We start from the raw sequence: 20,641 nt of genomic DNA, 5'->3' as shown, positions 1-20,641 counted from the left end.
AATGGTCGAGGTGAAGGGACTCGAACCCCCGGCCCCATGGTCCCAAACCACGTACGCTACCAACTGCGCTACACCTCGACTTGACACAGGTAATATAATACATGATAAATGTAAAATTGTCAAGAGAATAATGTAATTTTTTTCATGTATTTTTTATAATTTTTTAACTGTTTAAAATCAAAAAAATTCTCATTCGAAATTGATGGATTTGACAGTTTTATTTACTTTGTCTCCCCTTTTAAACATTATTTTTATAAGTTTGGTGTGATTTCACACATCTATATAAAAATCAATTGAAATACGATAATTAAATTAAATTTCTGCTTTTTCTTCTACTTCTTCATCTTTATGAAGAGAGTATTTTTCCTCAGTCGTTTTATTATAGATCATCCAAGGAAGATATGCTATAAGAGCAAGAACTATACTTAAAACTATAAGTATAATGGTTCCAAGGGCTCCTCCCGCCGCTGATGTGACCAAAGACGGTATATAACAAAACATTGTATTTAAATAATCAAATCCGCTTATAAAGCTTATAAGAGCGTTAAAAGCAATTAAAAGAACTATAAACACACTGTAGTTGATTACCGACCTTATACTTTTTATATTCTTGTATTCTATATGGGTAAAATACATTGCGGAAAATATAACGAATATATTGCAAATAAAAAACTGGTAATATCTGAAATGATTTATACCATACCCCCCAAAGTCCGCGAATATAAAGTTAATTGCGGAAAAGAAAGAAATAAAGTAAAGTAAATCAAAGAATATTTGTTTTCTTGTTGCATACAGAAGTACTGAAAGTATCATTGCCGCAAAGGTAAAATCAAAAGGAACGGCATATATTATATTCGCTTCCCCGATGATTGCATAATTCCAAACTATATATATAACTTCAAAAAGAAATGCAAAGAAACCTAAAAACAAAAAATACCATTTACCATTCCCGCTTCTTCTTATTTGTCTTCTTCGTAAAAATAATATACCGCATATTAAAATACAAATTCCAAGTGGTATCAAATGATAAAGTCCGAATCTCGAAAAAGCCGAAGATGTATTTTGAATGCTTAAAAAGTCCATATATTCCTCCTATGATGATAAAAAATCTATAATTTATATGTCATATTTTATATTATAACATTAAATAATAAATTTTTGAATTACCTTTTCCATATATTATGTGTATTTAAATAATAATATAAATATTAATTGGGGAAATTTGTTCTTTTGTTGCAATAAATAACGAATAATATTTAGAGTACCTATCTTAATTTTAAGATTAAATATATAAATCTTCTAAGTATAATAAGGCTCATAACTATTTATTAAAAGATTAATATATAAAAAAGACAGCAAGAAATTTTTCGAGGGGGATTAGTTAAACCTACTAGTTAATCTGAACACTTATTATTTTACAGAAGTAAATTTAATACAATTCTTTTTGCAGGATATAAGATATTTTTATTTATTTAGGAGGTTATCATGATTTCGGAACATATTTATGATACAAAATAATAAATTTTTGTATTGCATTTTCCATATATTAGTGTAAACTTAAATAAAGATATTCATTTATAAAGGAGGACTTATATGAACACCATTTGGCATAATATAGATAAGTCTAGAATTAAAGCTGATGATTTTATAGCTTTTATAGAAATCCCGAAAGGAAGCAATGTAAAATACGAACTTGACAAAGAAACAGGATATATCATCGTAGACAGGATTTTATATACTTCTACTCATTATCCGGGCAACTACGGATTTATACCGAGGACATACGGAGAAGACGGAGACCCCCTCGATGTAATAGTTCTTTGCAGTGAAAAGATACAGCCGACCAGCCTTATCAGATGTTACCCTATCGGGGTGCTTAATATGATAGACGACGGAGAAAACGATGAAAAGATAATAGCTATTCCTTTCAATGACCCCACATATAATAATTGCGAAACCATAAATGATTTACCTTACCATATATTTGAAGAAATACAGCATTTCTTCAGTGTATACAAAACTTTGGAGCATAAAGAAACCACAGTCGAAAAGGTACTTGGAGTAGATGACGCAAAAGAAGTAATAGAAAGAGCAATCGCTCATTACGATAAACATTTCACTAAATAATAAATATGTATCGAAGAGAACCCTTTTGGGTTTTCTTTTTTATATAAATTTAGTATAATACTACATAAAATAATAATATTATACACGTTAATCCTAATTGTACTTAATTGAAAGGAAAGGAAGATAAAATGAAATACGCAGTGATAGATATAGGTTCAAACTCCATAAAGCTAAGAGTATACAAAACAGAAAACGATAAAATAAATATACTCTTCTCAAATAGGATAACAGCGGGGCTTGCATATCATATAGAAGATAATATAATGACGAATGAGGGTATCATAAAAGCCGCAGAAGTGCTCAATGAATACATCGAACTAATAAAGAACTTTTCGGTAGACAAGTATTATATCTATGCAACCGCCTCCATAAGAAATATCAAAAACACAACGGAAGTCATTGATGAAATATTTAGACTGACTGAATGCAAAATAGATGTTTTGAGTGCCGAGGAAGAGGCAATGCTGGGATTTAAAGGTATAATGGAAGATATAGATATTACAGACGGACTTATGATAGACATAGGAGGCGGGAGCAGTGAAGTAGTTTCGTTCATAAACAGTAAAAACAAGGAGAACATAAGCTTCCCTATCGGCTCGTTAAATCTATATAAGAAGTTCGTAAGAGACTTTTTACCGACAAAAGAAGAAAGAAAAAAGATATCCGAGAAAATATCAGAGGAGATAAATAATAAGAGTTCCTTAGATTTTGAAAAATATAAAGATTTCAAAAACATATGTATAATCGGCGGAACGGCTTATTCACTGTTGAAGCTTATAAATGATCATTTTGATTTGAATAAGGATAACATAATAATAGAAGTAAATAAATTCAAGGAATTGAAAGAACTATTATCAAATGATTATAATAAAGCAAAGGAACTGATAATCAAATCATGCCCCGACAGAGTTCATACCATAATCCCCGGGATATTGATACTGGACACTATCATAAATAAAACATACGCAGAAAACATTATAGTCAGCGACTACGGATTGAGCGAAGGTTATCTGCTCAGAAAAATAGAAGAAGTATAAAAGAATAAAAAAGGATTCCGATATTTACAGCGTCCTTTTATTTTACACCACTTATTTCCACCCTTTTCAGCCATGTCTTTTTCTTATAGTATACAAATACAATAAGAGCACCGACTATCCAAGAAATGATTTCGCTGTAAGCTATTATCCTAAAACCGAATACAGACGCAAAAATATAGGAAAGAACCAGTCTTACAAAAAGGCTAATAACATTACTCATTGCAGTGATAACTACACTCCCCGTCCCCTGCAGAAAACCGACGAAGAGATTATGAAGAGCAAAGAATATATAAAATATACTGCATGTGTAAAGGAAAGTCTTTCCGATATAGCATACTTCATCGGAAACTCCGAACATATAAAGGAAACTGCTTCCTCCCAAAACGACTATCAAAGCGGTAAGTATCGATACGGGAAGGATTATAATTGCACCTACTTTAAATCCCTTTTCTACCCTCTCTCTGTTCTTAGCACCGACGTTTTGAGCGGTAAAGGTTGACAGTGCGCTTGACACATTTATCACCGGAAGCAGAGACAGGCTGTCTACCTTATACGCAGTGGTTATATCCGCAACTACGTTGGAACCGAAACCGTTCATTATATTTTGAAGAAGCAGAGAACCGAATGAAACTATGCTTGACTGAAGAGCTACGGGAAGTCCGAGAGAAAAACCCGCTCTTAACATATTTGAATTCACTGATTTAAAACTAAGCTTAAAATGTAGTAGTTTATACTTGATAACTGCCACAATTACAAGATAAACCGCAGAAAAACACTGTGCAGTTATTGTAGCTATAGCAGCCCCGGAAACTCCCATATGAAAGTTTATAACGAATATCAAATCAAGAACTACATTGGTAAAAGCCGCAATGACTATGGCTATAAACGGATTTCTGCTGTCTCCTATCCCTCTAAACAGTGCGGAGTATATATTGTAAACAGTCAAAAACGGTACACCCAAGAATAATATCCTAAGATATGAAACCGTAAGATCCATTATATTGGACGGTGTATTCAAAAGACATGCTATTCCCTCGGTAAAAACGGCACAAACTCCGCTTACCAAAGTGAATATAATAGTAAGGGTTATCACAAAGGAAGCTGTGATTTTAGGTATAAACTCTTTTTTATCTCCTCCGTAATAATTGGATACCAAAATAGACACCCCGGTAGTAAATCCCATCAAAAGGTTTGGTATAAGGAATGTGATACCGTTGGTTGCCCCTATTGCCGCAAGAGAATTTTCCCCTACCACATTACCAACGATTACGGAATCCACTATGGTGTAAAGTTGCTGAAGGATACCGCTTAGAATAAGAGGCAGAGAAAACATTATAAGTATTTTAAATATATTACCTTTTGTCATATCTTTCATAAAAAACTCCAATAAAAAACAAAAAGACTCTAAAAAGCCTTTGTTTTATAATAAATATAGTAACACTATATCTTAAAAAGTACAATATCATTTTAAAGAGAATTTTTATTCAAGTATCATCATATTAAATAATTATATTATAAACATTAATATTTTATATCGAAACGCTTCATTCAAAAAAAGCATGTAATAATTTTATTTATTTAAGGAAAACAAGATACTTTTTTATACAATAAAATAAAGAATATCATTTTATACTGCATACTAGGTTCATTTTTACGCTCCATGGATAAACAAAAATAATAAATATAAATAATCATTTTAATATTTTAAATAAAAAAGACACCCAATAGGGTGTCTTTTTTATTTAGAGAATATATTATTCTTGTTCAGCTAATTTTTTGTATCCAGCATATCTTTCCATAGCGTCTTCTTTGTTCTTTTCGAATAAAGCGTCTGCTTTATCAGGGAAAGCTTTAGCAAGAGAAGCGTATCTTCTTTCACCTTTGATGAAATCAAGGAAACCGTCAAATTTAGGTTCTTTGCTGTCTAAGATGAATGGGTTTTTACCTTCTGCCAATAGTTCCGGATTATATCTGTATAAGTGCCAGTAACCAACTTCAACAGCTTTCTTAGCTTCTTCCCCTGCTTTAGTCATGTTTATACCATGGTTGATACATGGAGAGTAAGCTATGATAAGCGAAGGTCCGTTGTAAGCTTCGGCTTCTTTGATAGCTTTGATTAATTGGTTTCTGTCAGCTCCGATAGCAACTTGTGCTACGTATACATAACCGTAAGTCTTAGCCATCATACCTAAGTCTTTCTTCTTAGTCTTCTTACCTGAAGCAGCGAATTCAGCGATTGCAGCTGCAGGAGTAGCTTTTGAAGATTGACCGCCTGTATTGGAGTAAACTTCTGTATCGAATACAAGAACGTTAACGTCTTCGTTAGAAGCCAGTACATGGTCAAGTCCGCCGTAACCGATATCGTATGACCAGCCGTCACCGCCGAACATCCAGAATGATTTCTTAACCAGTTGGTCTTTGTTAGCTAATACGTATTTAGCGTCAGCATTGTCACATCCGCATGCTTCAAGAGCTTCAACTAACTTAGCACTTGCTTCTTTACTTTCTTCGCCTTTATCTTTAACGTCTAACCAAGCTTTTGCAGCATCTTTAACATCAGCTTTTACACTGTCGTCAGCTACTAAGTTTTCAAGTTTATGAGCGATAGTATCTCTCATTTTCTTAACACCTAGGTACATACCGTAACCGAATTCAGCGTTATCTTCGAATAATGAGTTAGCCCATGCAGGACCTTGTCCTTTTTCGTTAACGGTATAAGGTGTTGTAGGAGCAGATGCACCCCAGATTGAAGAACAACCTGTAGCATTTGCGATATACATTCTGTCCCCGTATAATTGTGTAACAAGTTTAGCAACAGGAGTTTCAACACAGCCCGCACATGCACCTGAGAATTCTAGTAATGGTGTTTGGAACTGACTTCCTTTTACAGTAAATTTATTTACATTTACATCTTTCTTAGAAAGGCTCATTGCGTAATCCCAATGTGCTCCTTCTTCTTCAAGAACATCATCGATAGGTGTCATACTGATTGCATTTGTAGGACAAATTTCAACACATTGTCCGCATCCTAAACAGTCATAAGAAGAAACTTGGATTCTGAAGTTATATCCTTCAACTCCCGGTCCTTTTGCTTCTAATGTTTCAAAACCTTCCGGAGCATTTTTCTTTTCTTCGTCATCTAATAAGAAAGGTCTGATTGTTGCGTGAGGACAAACGTATGAACATTGGTTACATTGGATACATTTGTTTGCGTCCCATACAGGTACGTTTACGGCAGCACCTCTCTTTTCGTATTTAGCTGTTCCGTTAGGGAAAGTACCGTCTTCATAACCGTCAAATGCAGATACAGGAAGTGTATCACCTTTTTGAGCGTTCATGATATCACATACGTTTTCTACGAAATCAGTTCTTTCAGCTTTTGCTTTTGGTTCGTTGTCAGCTGTTTTCCAGCTTTCAGGAACTTCGATCTTAACAAGTTCGCTAACGCCGTTTTCGATAGCAGCGATGTTCATATTAACGATCTTATCACCTTTTTTACCGTAAGTTTTTCTTACAGATTCTTTAAGAAGTTTTTCTGCTTCATCATAAGGGATAACTTCCGAAAGTTTGAAGAATGCAGCCTGCATGATCATGTTTGTTCTTCTGCCAAGACCGATTTCTTCAGCTACTTTTGTAGCATTTATTGTATAGAATCTGATATTGTTGTTAGCAATATATTGTTTAGCTTCTTTTGGAAGATGTCTTTCAAGCTGATCCATATTCCAAACTGTGTTAAGAAGGAATATTCCGCCCGGTTTAACATCGCTTACCATGTCATAGCTTTCAGCATAAGCTTGTGTTGAACAAGATACGAAGTCAGCATCGGCGATTAAGTAAGTTGATTTGATTGGTTCTTCACCGAATCTTAAGTGAGATACGGTAACACCGCCTGATTTCTTAGAGTCATATGCAAAGTAACCTTGAGCATACATATCAGTGTTATCACCGATGATTTTGATTGCAGATTTGTTAGCACCTACAGTACCGTCTGAACCAAGACCCCAGAATTTACAAGAAATAGTTCCTTCAGGAGCTGTAACGATATCTTCTTTTACTTCAAGTGATTTATTTGTAACGTCATCAACGATACCGATCGTGAAATCATTTTTAGGATTTGCTTCTTTTAAATTATCATAAACAGCTTTGATATGTGAAGGTGTAGTATCTTTACTACCAAGACCGTAAATACCGCCGACGATCAAAGGAGCGTTTTCTTTTCCGTAGAAAGAATCTTTGATGTCTAAGTATAAAGGCTGTCCCGGTGCACCGGGTTCTTTTGTTCTGTCAAGTACAGCAACTCTCTTAACTGTCTTTGGAAGAACTTCAAACATGTATTCAGGAGCCCATGGTCTGTAAAGATGAACTTTTAATAGACCGACTTTTTCTCCGTTTTTGTTTAAATAATCGATTGTTTCTTCGATTGTATCACATACAGAACCCATTGCTACGATGATGTCTTCCGCATCTTCCGCACCATAGTAGTTGAAAAGTTTGTAATCTCTGCCTGTGATTTTAGATACTTCTTTCATGTAATCAGCTACGATAGCAGGAATAGCTTCGTAGAATTTATTTGAAGCTTCTCTTGCTTGGAAGAAGATTTCAGGTCCCTGACAAGTACCCTTTGTTGTAGGATGTTCAGGGTTTAATGCGTTATTTTTAAATTCTTGAACTGCATCATAATCAACCATTTCAGCTAGTTTTTCATAAGGCATTTCTTCGATTTTTTGGATTTCGTGACTTGTTCTGAAACCGTCAAAGAAGTGAATGAAAGGAATTCTTCCTTTGATAGCACTTAAGTGAGCAACACTTGCAAGGTCCATAACTTCCTGAACAGAGTTAGAAGCAAGCATAGCAAAACCGGTTTGTCTTGCAGCCATAACGTCAGTATGGTCGCCGAAAATATTTAAAGCGTGTGATGCCAAACATCTTGCAGATACGTGGAATACTCCCGGAAGTAATTCCCCTGCGATTTTGTACATATTAGGTATCATAAGAAGTAGACCTTGTGATGCTGTATATGTACTTGTTAGAGCACCTGATGATAATGAACCGTGCACCGCACCCGCAGCACCTGCTTCCGATTGAAGTTCAATAACATCTACAGTTTCACCGAATATATTCTTCTTGCCTGAAGCTGACCATTCGTCAATGCATTCAGCCATTGGAGAAGACGGTGTGATTGGGTAAATTCCGGCAACTTCAGTAAAGGCATAAGAGCAATAAGCAGCAGCCGTATTCCCATCCATAGTTTTCATTTTTTTAGCCATAATATAATATATCCTCCTAAAAATATTTATCTTAAATTATATTATTATATATTTACATCTTTCCCATTATAATAAAAAATACTTAAAAAATAAAGGATAAACTTAAAAAAATTTCAAAAAAAGAGGATTTTTACCAAATTAAAACAAAACCTTTAAACAAGAGGGTTTGACAGCGTTTTCAGTATAAGAAAAAGCTCACTTTTTGTTATATGTATTATTACATATGTAACCATAAAGTAAGCTTTATTATTTATTTATATTATTGAAAAAAAAGTAACCCAAAAAGAATTCAAATCATGATTAATATCATTCTTTGATACGCTGAAAATCCATAAAACTGTAATACTAAAAGTATCTCGGATATTATATGATAAATTCAATTACCTAAATTTTATTTAATGATTTTAATTATCTTTTATATGAGATTATTTTATACAAAATAGCTTTGATTTAAATTATTTAATCGCTTTTAAAATCATGTTAAATTTTATGATCAAAACAAAATTCATTTGCAGTAAAAATATTAATAAAGATGATTTATTATTATATTTTTCATAAACGTTATTAAAAATATATTTATAGTAATAATTTCGTTTACTTTCTTATTAAAATTATATAAATTTAATAAAAACAGCAAATATCCCTACTTCCTCAAATTCTCAAGATACCTCTTCAAATTCCCCTCTGCCCCGTTTTCCTTAGGCTCGTAATAAACCCTGCCTTTTATTTCATCGGGCAGATAATCCTGTTTTACATAATCATTTTCAAAGTCGTGAGGATATTTATATCCAACCCCTATGCCGAAGTCTTTCTCTCCTTTATAATTTGCGTTTCTTATATGAAGAGGAACTTCATAGTTAGGCTCGTTTTCTATGTCACTCATTGCCTTATTTATCGCCATATAAGAAGCGTTACTCTTAGGCGAGGAAGCAAGGTAGGTAACGCAATGCGCAAGGTTTATCCTAACTTCCGGCATACCTATGACTTCCACCGCTTTAAAAGTGCTTACCGCCAAATCCAAAGCCTTTATATTTGCATTCCCAATATCTTCGGAAGCAAATATTATCATCCTTCTCGCTATGAATTTCGGATCTTCCCCTGCATATAACATCTTTGCAAGATAGTATACGGCGGCGTCGGGGTCCGAACCCCTCATGCTTTTTATGAAGGCACTTATGGTGTCATAGTGTTCGTTATCCCCTTTGTCGTAGGTGACTTTTTTCTTCTGCATACATTCCGCTATTATATCTTTATTGAGTTTTATCACTCCGTTTTCATCTTTAGGCGTGGTAAGATAAGCGAGTTCAAGTGCATTCAAAGAAACTCTTGCGTCCCCGCTTGACATCAAAGAGAGGTAGTCTATTGCTTCTTCGTCTATTTGTATATCGTAATTTCCAAGACCTCTTTCTTTGTTTTTTAAGGTGTTTTCGATTATCTTCCTGACATCTTCTTTTTCTATCTTTTTAAGCTTGAACAAAGTAGAGCGGGAAATCAAAGGAGAATTTATTTCAAAGAAAGGATTTTCCGTAGTCGCACCTATCAATATGATAGTCCCGTCTTCAACACTTGGGAGAAGTGCGTCCTGCTGTGATTTATTGAACCTATGGATCTCATCTATGAACAGTATGCTTTTCTTTCTCTCCATTCCCAGATTAGCCTTAGCATTTTCGATTATTTCCCTAACATCCTTGACTCCGCAGGTAACCGCATTTAAACTGTAAAAATAAGAGCTCGTTTTATTTGCTATTATCCTGGCTAAAGTGGTCTTTCCGCACCCGGCCGGACCGAAAAGGATTATGGAACTTATCCTGTCCGCTTCTATCATCCTGTTTAGAAGTTTCCCCTCTCCCACGATATGTTCCTGACCGAAGAACTCGTCCAAGTTTTCGGGCCTCATCCTAACCGCCAAAGGAGCCTTTGTCTTTAATTGTTCCTCTCTAACATCATCAAATAAATTTCCCTGCATTTTTTTCTCCAATATATTTTCTTTATAATCAAACACTTCGGGGACTCTGCCCTTTAAAACGATTATATTATTTTCTAGTAAAAGATTTCTTAAAAAAATTAAAATCTTGTTAAGTCTGTTATACAAAATTAGGATGTAATAACAAATACGATAACATGAGCGAAAAAGTCAAAATCCATGAATATATAAAAACTATTTCCAAATGGCTGTAAATGTCATCAACTATATATCATAACATTAAAATCATGCTGACTTTTAATTTCTGCGACATGAAATCTTTAACCAAAGTTAAAATTTAAATTGAATTATGTTTCTGTCAAAATGAACGAAACAACTTTGTTGCTCATGATATCAAGAGATTGACCTTTTAATTATTACATTAACTCGACAGATAATTACGAAAAATAGAATTGCAAATATTATTTTATTTACCTTTTCATATAAATCCTCTGCAAATAAATATCATAAACTCACATTTTAAATTTATCAATAATAATATTCGATTTTTAAATCCTCTTATGGATCCTTTTTTCTTTATACATATTCTCATCTGCTTCTGCAATAAGTTTTTCAAGGTCAAAATCTTTACCTTGCGTATAAGAATATCTGATACTTAAACTGAGATTATATCCGCTCGTTATGTTTTCGTTATAAGACTCTACAAATTTATCCATTTCCTTTATGACCCTATCCGCCTGAGTATCATCATTTAAGCTTATGACCACGGCAAACTCGTCACCTCCGTATCTGGATATAAAAGAATGCTTTAAAGAAAAAAATTTCTTCAATATTTCCGAAGTCTTGATAAGAGCTTCGTCTCCTGTGTTGTGTCCGTAAGTATCATTTATATTCTTAAAATCATCTATATCCATCATAAAGAGATATAATCTTTTGCCGCATTTTAAATTTCTTGCGGCAGAATTTATATATTTAACAAATCTTCCTCTGTTATTAAGTCCCGTCAAAGCATCCAGCGATATTTGTTCATTGCTCATATTTATGTATATAAGTAAAAGAGAAAGAGAAGCGGCGGGCCAAAGCACATTTAAATCATATTCAAATATTTGAAGGACTCCTCCTATTATCGGAAGTATTGGAAAGAGTGCAAGATAAAGACACTCATCCTTCTTTGACTGATATATCTCTTTTTTCCTTTGAATCATTGCTATAATGCTGGAAGCAATCAAATATCCGAAGTTTATTATAGTTTGAAGTGCAAACATACTCCCCCTTACATAAGTATAATCTTCAACATAAAAAATTAGCTTTCTAAAAGGAGTCGTGATATTTAGGATAAGAAAAAGAGTCAAAGGCACAGCCAAAAACGCCCACTTCAACTTACCCATATCCATATTTCCGTACAATTTAATGTATACAAATATCATCCAGAAAAAGGCTATGATACAAGACAGAGAAAAATATATTATATCTACGAAGTAAAGTACAATCTCTGAGTAATCCCAAACTCTTTTATCAAAGAACCACCCAAGGGCATCAAAAAAGAGAACAAATATGACCAGTATCATAAGAAAAGAAAGTATCTTGTTATCAAAGCTGTAATTATTGCTTTTCCTTACGTTGAGATATATTATGAAAATCATTATCATAAAACATATATCTATTTGTATATGAGTTGCTAACATTTTTCCGTCCTCCCTCTTTTATTAATTTTATTTTATCATAATAATGAAACAATAACTATCGAACATAAATAAAAAACTATGTTATAATATGAAAAAACAAAAGGAGTTAAATATGGACGCTTTGATAATAGTAGATATGAGCAACGATTTTGTAGACGATAAAGGCGGGCTTACCGCGGGAAAACCAGCACAGAACATAGTAGGTGATATGCTCGAAACAATAAAAAAATACGATAAGGATAATAAGATGATAGTATTTGCCATGGACGCTCACGAAGAGAACGACAAACACTTTGAACTTTGGGATAAACACAATGTCAAGGGAACTTGGGGGCAAGAGCTTTATGGTGAATTAGGCGAATGGTACGAAGAAAATAAGGATAAGGAAAATGTGATATGGCTTGACAAAAGCGAATATGACGCTTTTTATAAGACCGACTTAGCAAATATACTCAATAAAAACAATGTTGACGAAGTACTTATCGGCGGAGTGTGTACGGATATATGCGTATTCAATACAGTTTACGGAGCATATAAGGAAGGATTTAAGACAAAGGTAGATAAAAAACTATGTGCCACCTTTACGGATAACGGGGAAACATTCTTAAATCAAATGAACGCTATTTATAAAACCACTATAATATAAGGTTTTCCTATAAGGGACGCTGTCCCTTAGGAACCCTGCGAAGTTTTTTCCGAAGAAAAAAACTTCGAGAAAAATTCTTCCACTGCGTGGTGCTAAGCCTTCGGCAAAAGGCACCGCGCCCAGCGGCGCACTTTATCCAATATTTATGCGCATAAATATTGGTCGGGTTTTTAAGGGCGGACAGCCCTTAACCATTTTACAAAAGCATAGTATAACATCACAAATGCAAAAGATATAAGTACTCCGGATACTATATCGGTAAACCAGTGAACACCGGAAAGAAGACGACCGACAACGGTCAGTACAAGAACTATCGATGATAGCGCTTCGGCAGTATATCTAAGGTTCTTATTTTTTATCCTCGTGTGAAATTGATAGATCGCAGTGGACATGATGAATACCGCAAGCATTGTATGAGTGGACGGAAAAGAAGCTTCGAGGTTCCCGTCTACTAATATAGGACGGTAATTTATAGTTAGGTTTTCAAATAAGACATAAAATGCGATTATAATTAGATAAAACCCTCCGAGAAGCAAAATATCCTTGTCTACTTTAAATAAACTCTTTCTTTTGATTAGCTGAATCAAACCCAAAATACCAAACCCAAATGCGGTCAGTAAAGCGATAGCCCCTAAAACCTCAGTGATTTTATACCATATACCGCTACCCCCAAAACTGTCAAAAACAAACTTATTGATAGCAGACAGACCTATCATGGATCGGTTCGGTCCTGCCGCTTTGACATCTACTTTTATTACCATAAAAGTAAAAACCGCAAACAGTATAAATAATACACCGGAACATATAAAACTTTTTTTAACTCTTTTCATTTTCTTACCTCCATAAATCAAGTTTAATTACATCCGCTAAAACCATATCATGGAGATGATAAATAAGTAAGAGCCGGACTTTCACATATATGACACTAATGGTGTCATCACTGTTTAAATAAACAAAATACCTTTAAAATAAATATAATGAAAAATAAAAATGCCATATAAGGCTGATTAGACACGATAAATATCATAACGGCAACAATACTTAATATAACCGAAATATAAGTATTGTACCTTTTCCAATTATCGTTGTCATAATTTTGAAGCACGAGCTCCATTATCCCATAAACCGAGCATAAAGTCAAAATCAAGACATAGGGAATAAAAACATAATTTTCAATCCCCTTCAAAGAAAACAGGGATACAGATAATACTTTACTCCCCGACTTCAACCCAAATAAAGGAAGGAAGAACAGAGTAATTGTAAAAACATCAAATAACCCAAATAATATATTTTTAAATGTTTCACCTTTTTTCTTATTATCTTCCTCGACAAGAAGTATAATTTCATCTCCACAAAGGAGTTCATCTATGGTAACACCAAATACCCTTGATATTTCTTTCAAAGAATCGATACTCGGATATCCCCTGCCCGACTCCCATTTTGATACAGCCGTCCTTGAAACGAATAATAAAGAAGCAAGTTCTTCCTGCGTCAAGCCTTTTTCTTTTCTTATTAACACCAGTTTTTCATTAAATTCCACTTCTATCTCCAAATGTGATTTTTTTATTATTCTGCGTAGAATATCAATTGTAGTCATAAAATGATAAAAAAACAAGGTCAATTACCTTGTTCTTTATTATATAATTATTAAAATCAAAGAAGTAAATCATATTTACCCTAAACTTTTTAATACATTATTAATTATAAATATAATTTATCACCTTATTACACAGTCTAATTATTTTGCGTCTTACATTGCTGTATCCTTGCTAACACCAAAACTTTCGTAAAATAATTATTAACCCTCATGCTTTTATTATATACATCTTCTGACTCAGCTTTACATATCGTTAATACTTATAAAACCACTGTCATATATAGTTACATAATCGTCATATTTAAATAGACTTATCATATGAGCGATATTAGTATAATAATGCCAAAGAAAGTGTGTTATATAAAGAAACAAAACATTATATTTTTTAATTATAAGCATGTGTACAAACAACTTCATACTGATTATTATATTCTATATAAAACCCCTAACTGTCAGTTTCAAAGGATTTACCCCCGTTATCCTCGTCTTTGCCCAGCAAATTCACTCCGAACACTCCCGCCACGATTATCGCCGCTCCAAGCATTTGAATAAGGGTAAAAGGTTCTTTCCTTACAAACACTCCCGCAATTACGGAAATTACCGTAATGAGATTTGCAAAGGCTGCCGCAGGTGCTATAGGAAGATTATGCAGGGTAAAATTATAACAGAAAAATGCAAGAACAGAGGAAACGGTTCCGAGATACATCAGTATCAACAGAACTTTCACATTTGTAAACGCAGCGATATATCCCCCAAAACCTTTAGAATAAAATATTGAAATAATCCCAAATGATATAGCAGCAAACCACATCATAAAGAACGTGACTTCTATAGCGGTGAACTTTTCACAGACTATTTTGTTCATTATATTATATCCCGCTCCGGAAATAACAGCACCGAGCAGGCACAATATACCTATTGTCTCGGAAGTACCTCCCGAACTGCCCGAGCCTGTTACGACTATTACGGAACCTATCACCGAAAGTACGATAAAAACCCACTGTAAAAATGAAGGTCTCTCTCTTAAAAAAATCACCGCAAGGATACATACGACAACGGGAATAGTCGCGATCATAGTCCCGGAAAGTGAAGACGTGGTAAGTTTGACCCCGTAGGTTTCGAATATGAAATACAGTAAAGGTTCAAACATAGCCAGTAGTATCAAAAGTTTCAAATCTTTACCTTTATAGTTAAGCTTGAATGCACCGAAGAAGTAAAGAAGGGTTATAAATAAAGCAGCAAATAAAAATCTTACCGCAGGAAGCTGCAAAGGGTGAAGTACAGTAAGCACTTCACTTGTAAAGGCAAAAGAAATGCCAAATATAAAGGAATACAAAAATCCCGTTATATATGGCATGATTTTCTTATTATTACTCATTTATTTACCCCTGCTTAAACGAAATAAGCGAAACTTTCAACATTCTTTTCTTCAGACTTGATAAGTTCTATCTCATGGAATTTCATTTTTAGCAGTTCATTCATTATTTCAAGGAAACAAATTTCCGCATTGTAATGACCTACATTTATAAGGACAATGTCATTGTCTACAAATTCCTGCATCTCATGATACTTTGTATCGGAAGTTATAAATACCTTTGCACCTTTTTCCTTGACCATTTCAAGTAAATCTCCGCCCGCTCCGGTACAAAGAGCTACTTTACTGAGTATTCCGTGAGTGTTGTAATTGTTTGTTACCTTTAACACATTTGTGTTATAAGCCTTTTTAACTTTCTTTAAAAGTCCGTCGATATTAACCGGCATCCTTGTATCCAAATTACCTACAGCACCAAGCCCGAAAAGATTTGCATCGTCTTCGCATTTATCGCTTACGTATCTTTCCAAAGGCTCTATTTCGCTTAATCCGAGCTTTTTCGCCATAAACATATTAAGACCTATCGTGGAAACATCCATAGGCGTATGAGCGGAATAAACATTGATATTGTTCTTGATAAGTTTAAATATCATATCCCCTTTTATACTCGACTGTTCTATATTCATCGAAGTAGAAAAGAACAAAGGGTGATGTGATATTATCATATCGCAGTGTTCTCTTATTGCTTCGTCTATTACTTCATTTGTGATATCAAGTGTTATAAGTATCCTTCTGACTTCATCGTTCCTGTTTCCAAGCTGAAATCCGGAATTGTCCCACTCATACTGAAAACTCTCGTTTGCAAATACATTAATATACTCTATTACATCTTTTACTCTCATAATCTTTTTTTACCCCTTCCAGCCTATTTATATAATCAACCGCTTTTTCCTTCGCCCTTTTGGCATTTTCGGAATTTTTACTTTTACAATTCTCTATTATTTTTTTATTTACTCTTATTTTATAATCTATAAATTCGATAAAATTTTCATTTCCTTCTTTAAAAAGTTCATATCCCAAGTCAAAGAATATCTCATCGAATTCTCTATTATCTTTCTTTGGTATGACTTTTAATATATTATAAAAGTGATGTCGGTCTTTTACCAAATCCTCTTTTACAATGGTATAGCCGTTTTCGTAAAGATACTTTCTAACGAGGTTCACACTGTTCATAGGTTGGAGTATAAGATAATCAAATCCTTTTGCTTTTGTTTTATCTTCTTCGAGAATACTTATTATAAGCTCACCGCCCATACCGCATATGGAGACTGCGTCGATATCCCTCGTTTCTATATCTCTAAGTCCGCCTGTGAGTATAAACTTAGCCTTATCCCTCATTTTATATAATTCAAAGTTTTCCTTTGCATTAAAAAGAGGTCCCTCATTTATATCACTGACTACAGCTTTATTTATTATATTATTTTTTATCAGGTGAAGCGGTAAATATCCGTGATCGGAACCTACATCCAAAAATGTATCGCACTTTTCCGCCAAATCATACACCGCTTTTAGTCTTATATCCAAATTAACCATAATTATTCCTTTAAATAACAAATTTAGTATACCATAAAATCCTTGATTTTAAAATAATTTCTTTTCAAGAAACAAACAAATAAGGGATTTTACCCCTTAAACATCTATAAGTGACGCTGTCCCTTAAGAACCCAGCGAAGTTTTTTTAGAAGAAAAAAATAACTTATGGAAACTCGCAAATATTGCTGTTGCAAATCCGCTCGTGCTGTTTAACGTGCCGAGGCACATCCGGATTTTTTTAATCCAGCCCATTTTTCAAATGGGTAAACAGTCAAAATGCTTCCGCTAAAGCCTCGGCGGCTTATAGAGACCAGATTTTCTGCAAAATGCTGCTCCCAACTCCTTTAATAAAATTCTTATCCTTTATTAAAGGTTATAAATCTCTCAGGTAATCTGGATATGTCCCCGGGAGGATGTTTAATATCCCTTTTGCCGAAGGCTTGGGCACCACGCAGTGGAAGAATTTTTCTCGAAGTTTTTTTCTTCGGAAAAAACTTCGCTGGGTGTAAGGGGCAGAGCTCCTTAGGTAGGTATATTTTTATAATAAAAAATCCCGAGAATAATCTCGGGATAAATGTTAAGGTTTAAGACCTTTTGATATATTTTAACTTTGATTTTGTATAAAAAAATGGCTCCCCAGGTAGGACTTGAACCTACGACCTTTCGGTTAACAGCCGACTGCTCCACCGATTGAGCTACTGAGGAACGCTACTTAAACTATTATACATATCAGGAAAAATATGTCAAGAAGAATTTTATATAATTTAAAAAATTTCAATTAATTTAAATATATATAATCATAGCAAATATTACCTTTTATACACTTATTATAAGATAGCATTTAATGTTTGAATATGATATTATCTTATTATGAATAAGAGAGGTGGTAACAAATGAAGCTTTGCATTGCTTTTACCGGATTAGCTTAAAAAAATCAAATATAATAGGAGGATTTTATGACTATTCCGGAAAATAAAATATACCCTCGTAAGGGTGATAAAGAAACGATTTACTTAAAAAATGTGATTACAAATGAAAACATAACCGTGGGAGACTTTACAATGTATAATGACTTTGTAAACGACCCTGTACAGTTTGAGAAGAATAATGTTTTATATCATTATCCGATAAATAACGATAAACTTATTATTGGCAAGTTTTGCTCGATAGGATGCGGTGCAAAATTTCTATTTAACAGTGCCAATCATACGATGAAGTCCTTGTCTTCGTATCCATTCCCGCTGTTCTTTGATGAGTGGGGGCTTGACATAAAAGATGTTGCTCAGTCTTGGGATAATAAAGGCGATATTGTAATTGGAAACGATGTATGGATCGGGTACGAAGCGGTCATTATGGCTGGAGTTACCATAGGTGACGGTGCAGTCATCGCGACACGTTCAGTGGTAACAAAAGATGTCGAACCTTATACTGTCGTCGGCGGAGTTCCTGCAAAACCCATAAAAAAGAGAATTGACGACAAAACCGTGAATTCTTTACTTGAAATAAAATGGTGGGATTGGGATAAAGAAAAAATAAGGGAGAATATCGAAGCAATAAAATCGGGAAATGCAGAAAATTTAAAATAAACTTAAAGGCAGCTTAAGGAAATTATCTCTTAAACTGTCTTTATATAATTGGACTAAAAAAACTATTACTTGAAATATGTAAATAATTTAGCCTATGATTTTAAGTATATGCTATATGAAAAAATCATTTTAAAATTCTTATATAAATCACTGATATCAAATCAAGTTTTATTTTCCTTGATATTCTTCTTTTATTATTTCAAAAAGTTCTTTTGATGATAAATCACAGCCGTCATTGAGCCACATCTTAATTATTGAGGTAATTCCCGCTCTAAAAAACTCCATATGATATTTTATGTTTTTATCGTCGTAATATTTTTTTGACAAATTAGTATCATATCTTGTAATATCGAAGGAATTATCAAGCCCCAATTTGAAATATGTCTTATAAAACAATTGATTTTCCTTGATATGCTCAAATAGCTTTAAATAATCATTTGAGTTATAATTATTACTATGCTCATCGGAGTATAAATCATTGAAATCTTCAATCATTTTATCCTTTATTTTTTCAGCCAAATCTATAATATCCAAGTAGTTTGCATAGAAAGTAGAACGGTTCAGTTCAGCTTTTTTACAGATATCTGTTACGGTGATATCTTTTATGTCACTATACTGCATCAAATCGAAGAATGCTTTTTCTATCTTCTTCACAGATTCTTTTCTTCTTTTATTATTCTTTGTATTCATAATACTACTGTCTTTCTTATTTATTATTCCAACAAATATTCATTTATTGATGATTGAAATGCTGTTTTTATCATATTATACTAAAATCATATTAAACAGACAAGTGTCGGTGATTTAAGAAAGGGGCTAAAATGGCAAAATCAAACTTGGTAAAGATAAATAAAATGATAGAAGAAAAGGTCAAAGGAGGTTACAAGAGAGTCGAAGATACCGTAACTGGGAGCTATAAGAAAATAGAAGACAGGGTAGTGGACACATATGAAAAAATAGAAGATAAATTTGTAGATAATTATTTGACTGAAGATGGAGAAACAATAGAAGAAGCAAAGGTGAGATTAAAAAACAAGAAAAAATAATTTTATATTTTTGGTTTACGAATAATTCGAATTATTATTTTTTTATTTAACATGATTTTATTGTTCGTTTAAGATTATATAAGGATCATTTTATATGCTTTATAATAATAAAGAGCATTATTCAATAAATATTATAAAAAATAAATATTTTGTGTATATTATATCCGATATTGAATATAATAATGAAGTACGATTTAATACCGATTTAAATTATAAAATTGATTTTATGGATAAAAAAGGTATTGACATCTAATAATAGATGTGTATAATAATTAAGTAGCGTTCCTCAGTAGCTCAATCGGTGGAGCAGTCGGCTGTTAACCGAAAGGTCGTAGGTTCAAGTCCTACCTGGGGAGCCATTTTTTTATACAAAATCAAAGTTAAAATATATCAAAAGGTCTTAAACCTTAAAATTTATCCCGAGATTATTCTCGGGATTTTTTATTATAAAACATACCTACCTAAGGGGCTCTGCCCCTTACACACCGCTAATCTTTGTTCGCCCAAAGATTAGATAAAGGGCTCCACTCAATCGCCGTGGTGGCTTTAACGCTCTCACATATCCTAAAAATCTCTGCCCGAGATTTTTGGATTGAGAGCTACCCCTCCCCTTTACATAAAAAGTTATTAATTCAATTTAAAATAAAACTTTCAATGTAAGAGGCTTAGGGCAGCGATGTTAAATCTTTAACAGAGATAAAATAAGGGAACTTTCAAATATTTCTAAAACAAAACTGCTTATTTTATTCATTAAGCTAAAGCTTGAATTGTAAAATTCGACTTGAGCTCTGCAATAGCGTGTAAGGGACAACGTCCCTTAT

Annotated in this window: 16 protein-coding genes and 3 tRNA genes; 6 read left to right on the top strand and 13 right to left on the bottom strand. The window is 33.5% G+C overall.

Going from position 1 to position 20,641, the window contains the following annotated elements; translation table 11 throughout:
- Positions 1-2 precede the first annotated feature (2 nt).
- Positions 3-78: transfer RNA gene (locus ANASTE_RS01160), tRNA-Pro, on the bottom strand.
- Between the two features lie 234 nt (positions 79-312).
- Positions 313-1,083, bottom strand: a complete 771-nt coding sequence (locus ANASTE_RS01155; RefSeq protein ID WP_007049031.1) for a TMEM164 family acyltransferase — start codon at positions 1,081-1,083, stop codon at positions 313-315.
- A gap of 510 nt (positions 1,084-1,593) precedes the next feature.
- Between ANASTE_RS01155 and ANASTE_RS01150 the strand changes: the two genes are divergently transcribed.
- Both ANASTE_RS01150 and ANASTE_RS01145 read left to right on the top strand, forming a co-directional pair.
- Complete coding sequence (locus ANASTE_RS01150; RefSeq protein ID WP_007049030.1) at positions 1,594-2,127, top strand: inorganic diphosphatase; 534 nt, start codon at positions 1,594-1,596, stop codon at positions 2,125-2,127.
- Positions 2,128-2,255: 128 nt separating this feature from the next.
- Entirely contained in the window at positions 2,256-3,164 is a 909-nt protein-coding gene (locus ANASTE_RS01145; protein ID WP_039944574.1) for a Ppx/GppA phosphatase family protein, read from the top strand.
- 37 nt (positions 3,165-3,201) lie between these two features.
- Here ANASTE_RS01145 and ANASTE_RS01140 read toward each other — a convergent pair whose 3' ends face one another.
- From ANASTE_RS01140 to ANASTE_RS01125, 4 genes are all read right to left on the bottom strand, one after another.
- The gene (locus ANASTE_RS01140) at positions 3,202-4,539 is read right to left on the bottom strand and encodes an MATE family efflux transporter (RefSeq protein ID WP_007049028.1); all 1,338 of its coding nucleotides are present in this window, start codon (positions 4,537-4,539) and stop codon (positions 3,202-3,204) included.
- A gap of 379 nt (positions 4,540-4,918) precedes the next feature.
- Positions 4,919-8,431 (bottom strand): pyruvate:ferredoxin (flavodoxin) oxidoreductase, encoded by a 3,513-nt coding sequence (gene nifJ / locus ANASTE_RS01135; RefSeq protein WP_007049027.1) that lies wholly within the window; start codon positions 8,429-8,431, stop codon positions 4,919-4,921.
- A 643-nt stretch (positions 8,432-9,074) separates the two neighbouring features.
- Positions 9,075-10,397, bottom strand: coding sequence for a replication-associated recombination protein A (locus ANASTE_RS01130; protein ID WP_039944572.1), 1,323 nt, complete (start codon positions 10,395-10,397; stop codon positions 9,075-9,077).
- A 506-nt stretch (positions 10,398-10,903) separates the two neighbouring features.
- Positions 10,904-12,040, bottom strand: a complete 1,137-nt coding sequence (locus ANASTE_RS01125) for a GGDEF domain-containing protein (RefSeq protein ID WP_007049025.1) — start codon at positions 12,038-12,040, stop codon at positions 10,904-10,906.
- Positions 12,041-12,152: 112 nt separating this feature from the next.
- Here ANASTE_RS01125 and ANASTE_RS01120 point away from each other — a divergent pair, with 112 nt between their 5' ends.
- The gene (locus ANASTE_RS01120) at positions 12,153-12,686 is read left to right on the top strand and encodes a cysteine hydrolase family protein (protein ID WP_198004092.1); all 534 of its coding nucleotides are present in this window, start codon (positions 12,153-12,155) and stop codon (positions 12,684-12,686) included.
- A gap of 170 nt (positions 12,687-12,856) precedes the next feature.
- On the opposite strand, the gene ANASTE_RS01115 is transcribed toward ANASTE_RS01120, so the two are convergent.
- The 6 genes from ANASTE_RS01115 to ANASTE_RS01090 form a co-directional block, all read right to left on the bottom strand.
- Positions 12,857-13,516: a phosphatase PAP2 family protein gene (locus ANASTE_RS01115; protein ID WP_007049023.1), complete on the bottom strand. Its 660-nt coding sequence runs from the start codon at positions 13,514-13,516 to the stop codon at positions 12,857-12,859.
- 107 nt (positions 13,517-13,623) lie between these two features.
- Entirely contained in the window at positions 13,624-14,283 is a 660-nt protein-coding gene (locus ANASTE_RS01110) for a helix-turn-helix domain-containing protein (RefSeq protein ID WP_007049022.1), read from the bottom strand.
- 445 nt (positions 14,284-14,728) lie between these two features.
- A complete protein-coding gene (locus tag ANASTE_RS01105) occupies positions 14,729-15,661 on the bottom strand; it encodes a DMT family transporter (protein WP_007049020.1) in 933 nt (310 codons plus the stop codon).
- A gap of 14 nt (positions 15,662-15,675) precedes the next feature.
- Positions 15,676-16,497, bottom strand: a complete 822-nt coding sequence (locus ANASTE_RS01100; protein WP_007049019.1) for a Nif3-like dinuclear metal center hexameric protein — start codon at positions 16,495-16,497, stop codon at positions 15,676-15,678.
- Positions 16,466-17,188 carry a tRNA (adenine(22)-N(1))-methyltransferase gene (locus ANASTE_RS01095; RefSeq protein ID WP_007049018.1) on the bottom strand — a complete coding sequence of 241 codons (723 nt, stop codon included), beginning with the start codon at positions 17,186-17,188 and terminating at the stop codon, positions 16,466-16,468. Before ANASTE_RS01095 ends, ANASTE_RS01100 begins: the two co-directional genes overlap by 32 nt.
- Before the next feature lie 629 nt (positions 17,189-17,817).
- Positions 17,818-17,893 (bottom strand) — tRNA-Asn (locus ANASTE_RS01090).
- A gap of 251 nt (positions 17,894-18,144) precedes the next feature.
- On the opposite strand from ANASTE_RS01090, the gene ANASTE_RS01085 reads away from it, so the two are divergent.
- Positions 18,145-18,774 carry a CatB-related O-acetyltransferase gene (locus ANASTE_RS01085; RefSeq protein WP_007049017.1) on the top strand — a complete coding sequence of 210 codons (630 nt, stop codon included), beginning with the start codon at positions 18,145-18,147 and terminating at the stop codon, positions 18,772-18,774.
- 168 nt (positions 18,775-18,942) lie between these two features.
- Here ANASTE_RS01085 and ANASTE_RS01080 read toward each other — a convergent pair whose 3' ends face one another.
- The gene (locus ANASTE_RS01080) at positions 18,943-19,464 is read right to left on the bottom strand and encodes a TetR-like C-terminal domain-containing protein (protein WP_007049016.1); all 522 of its coding nucleotides are present in this window, start codon (positions 19,462-19,464) and stop codon (positions 18,943-18,945) included.
- 131 nt (positions 19,465-19,595) lie between these two features.
- Between ANASTE_RS01080 and ANASTE_RS01075 the strand changes: the two genes are divergently transcribed.
- Positions 19,596-19,820 carry a hypothetical protein gene (locus ANASTE_RS01075; protein ID WP_007049015.1) on the top strand — a complete coding sequence of 75 codons (225 nt, stop codon included), beginning with the start codon at positions 19,596-19,598 and terminating at the stop codon, positions 19,818-19,820.
- 283 nt (positions 19,821-20,103) lie between these two features.
- A tRNA-Asn gene (locus tag ANASTE_RS01070) sits at positions 20,104-20,179 on the top strand.
- The last annotated feature ends 462 nt before the right edge of the window (positions 20,180-20,641 follow it).

The sequence above is a fragment of the Anaerofustis stercorihominis DSM 17244 genome (assembly GCF_000154825.1).
Taxonomy (GTDB): domain Bacteria; phylum Bacillota; class Clostridia; order Eubacteriales; family Anaerofustaceae; genus Anaerofustis; species Anaerofustis stercorihominis.
This window is presented reverse-complemented; position numbering and strand designations above follow the sequence as displayed.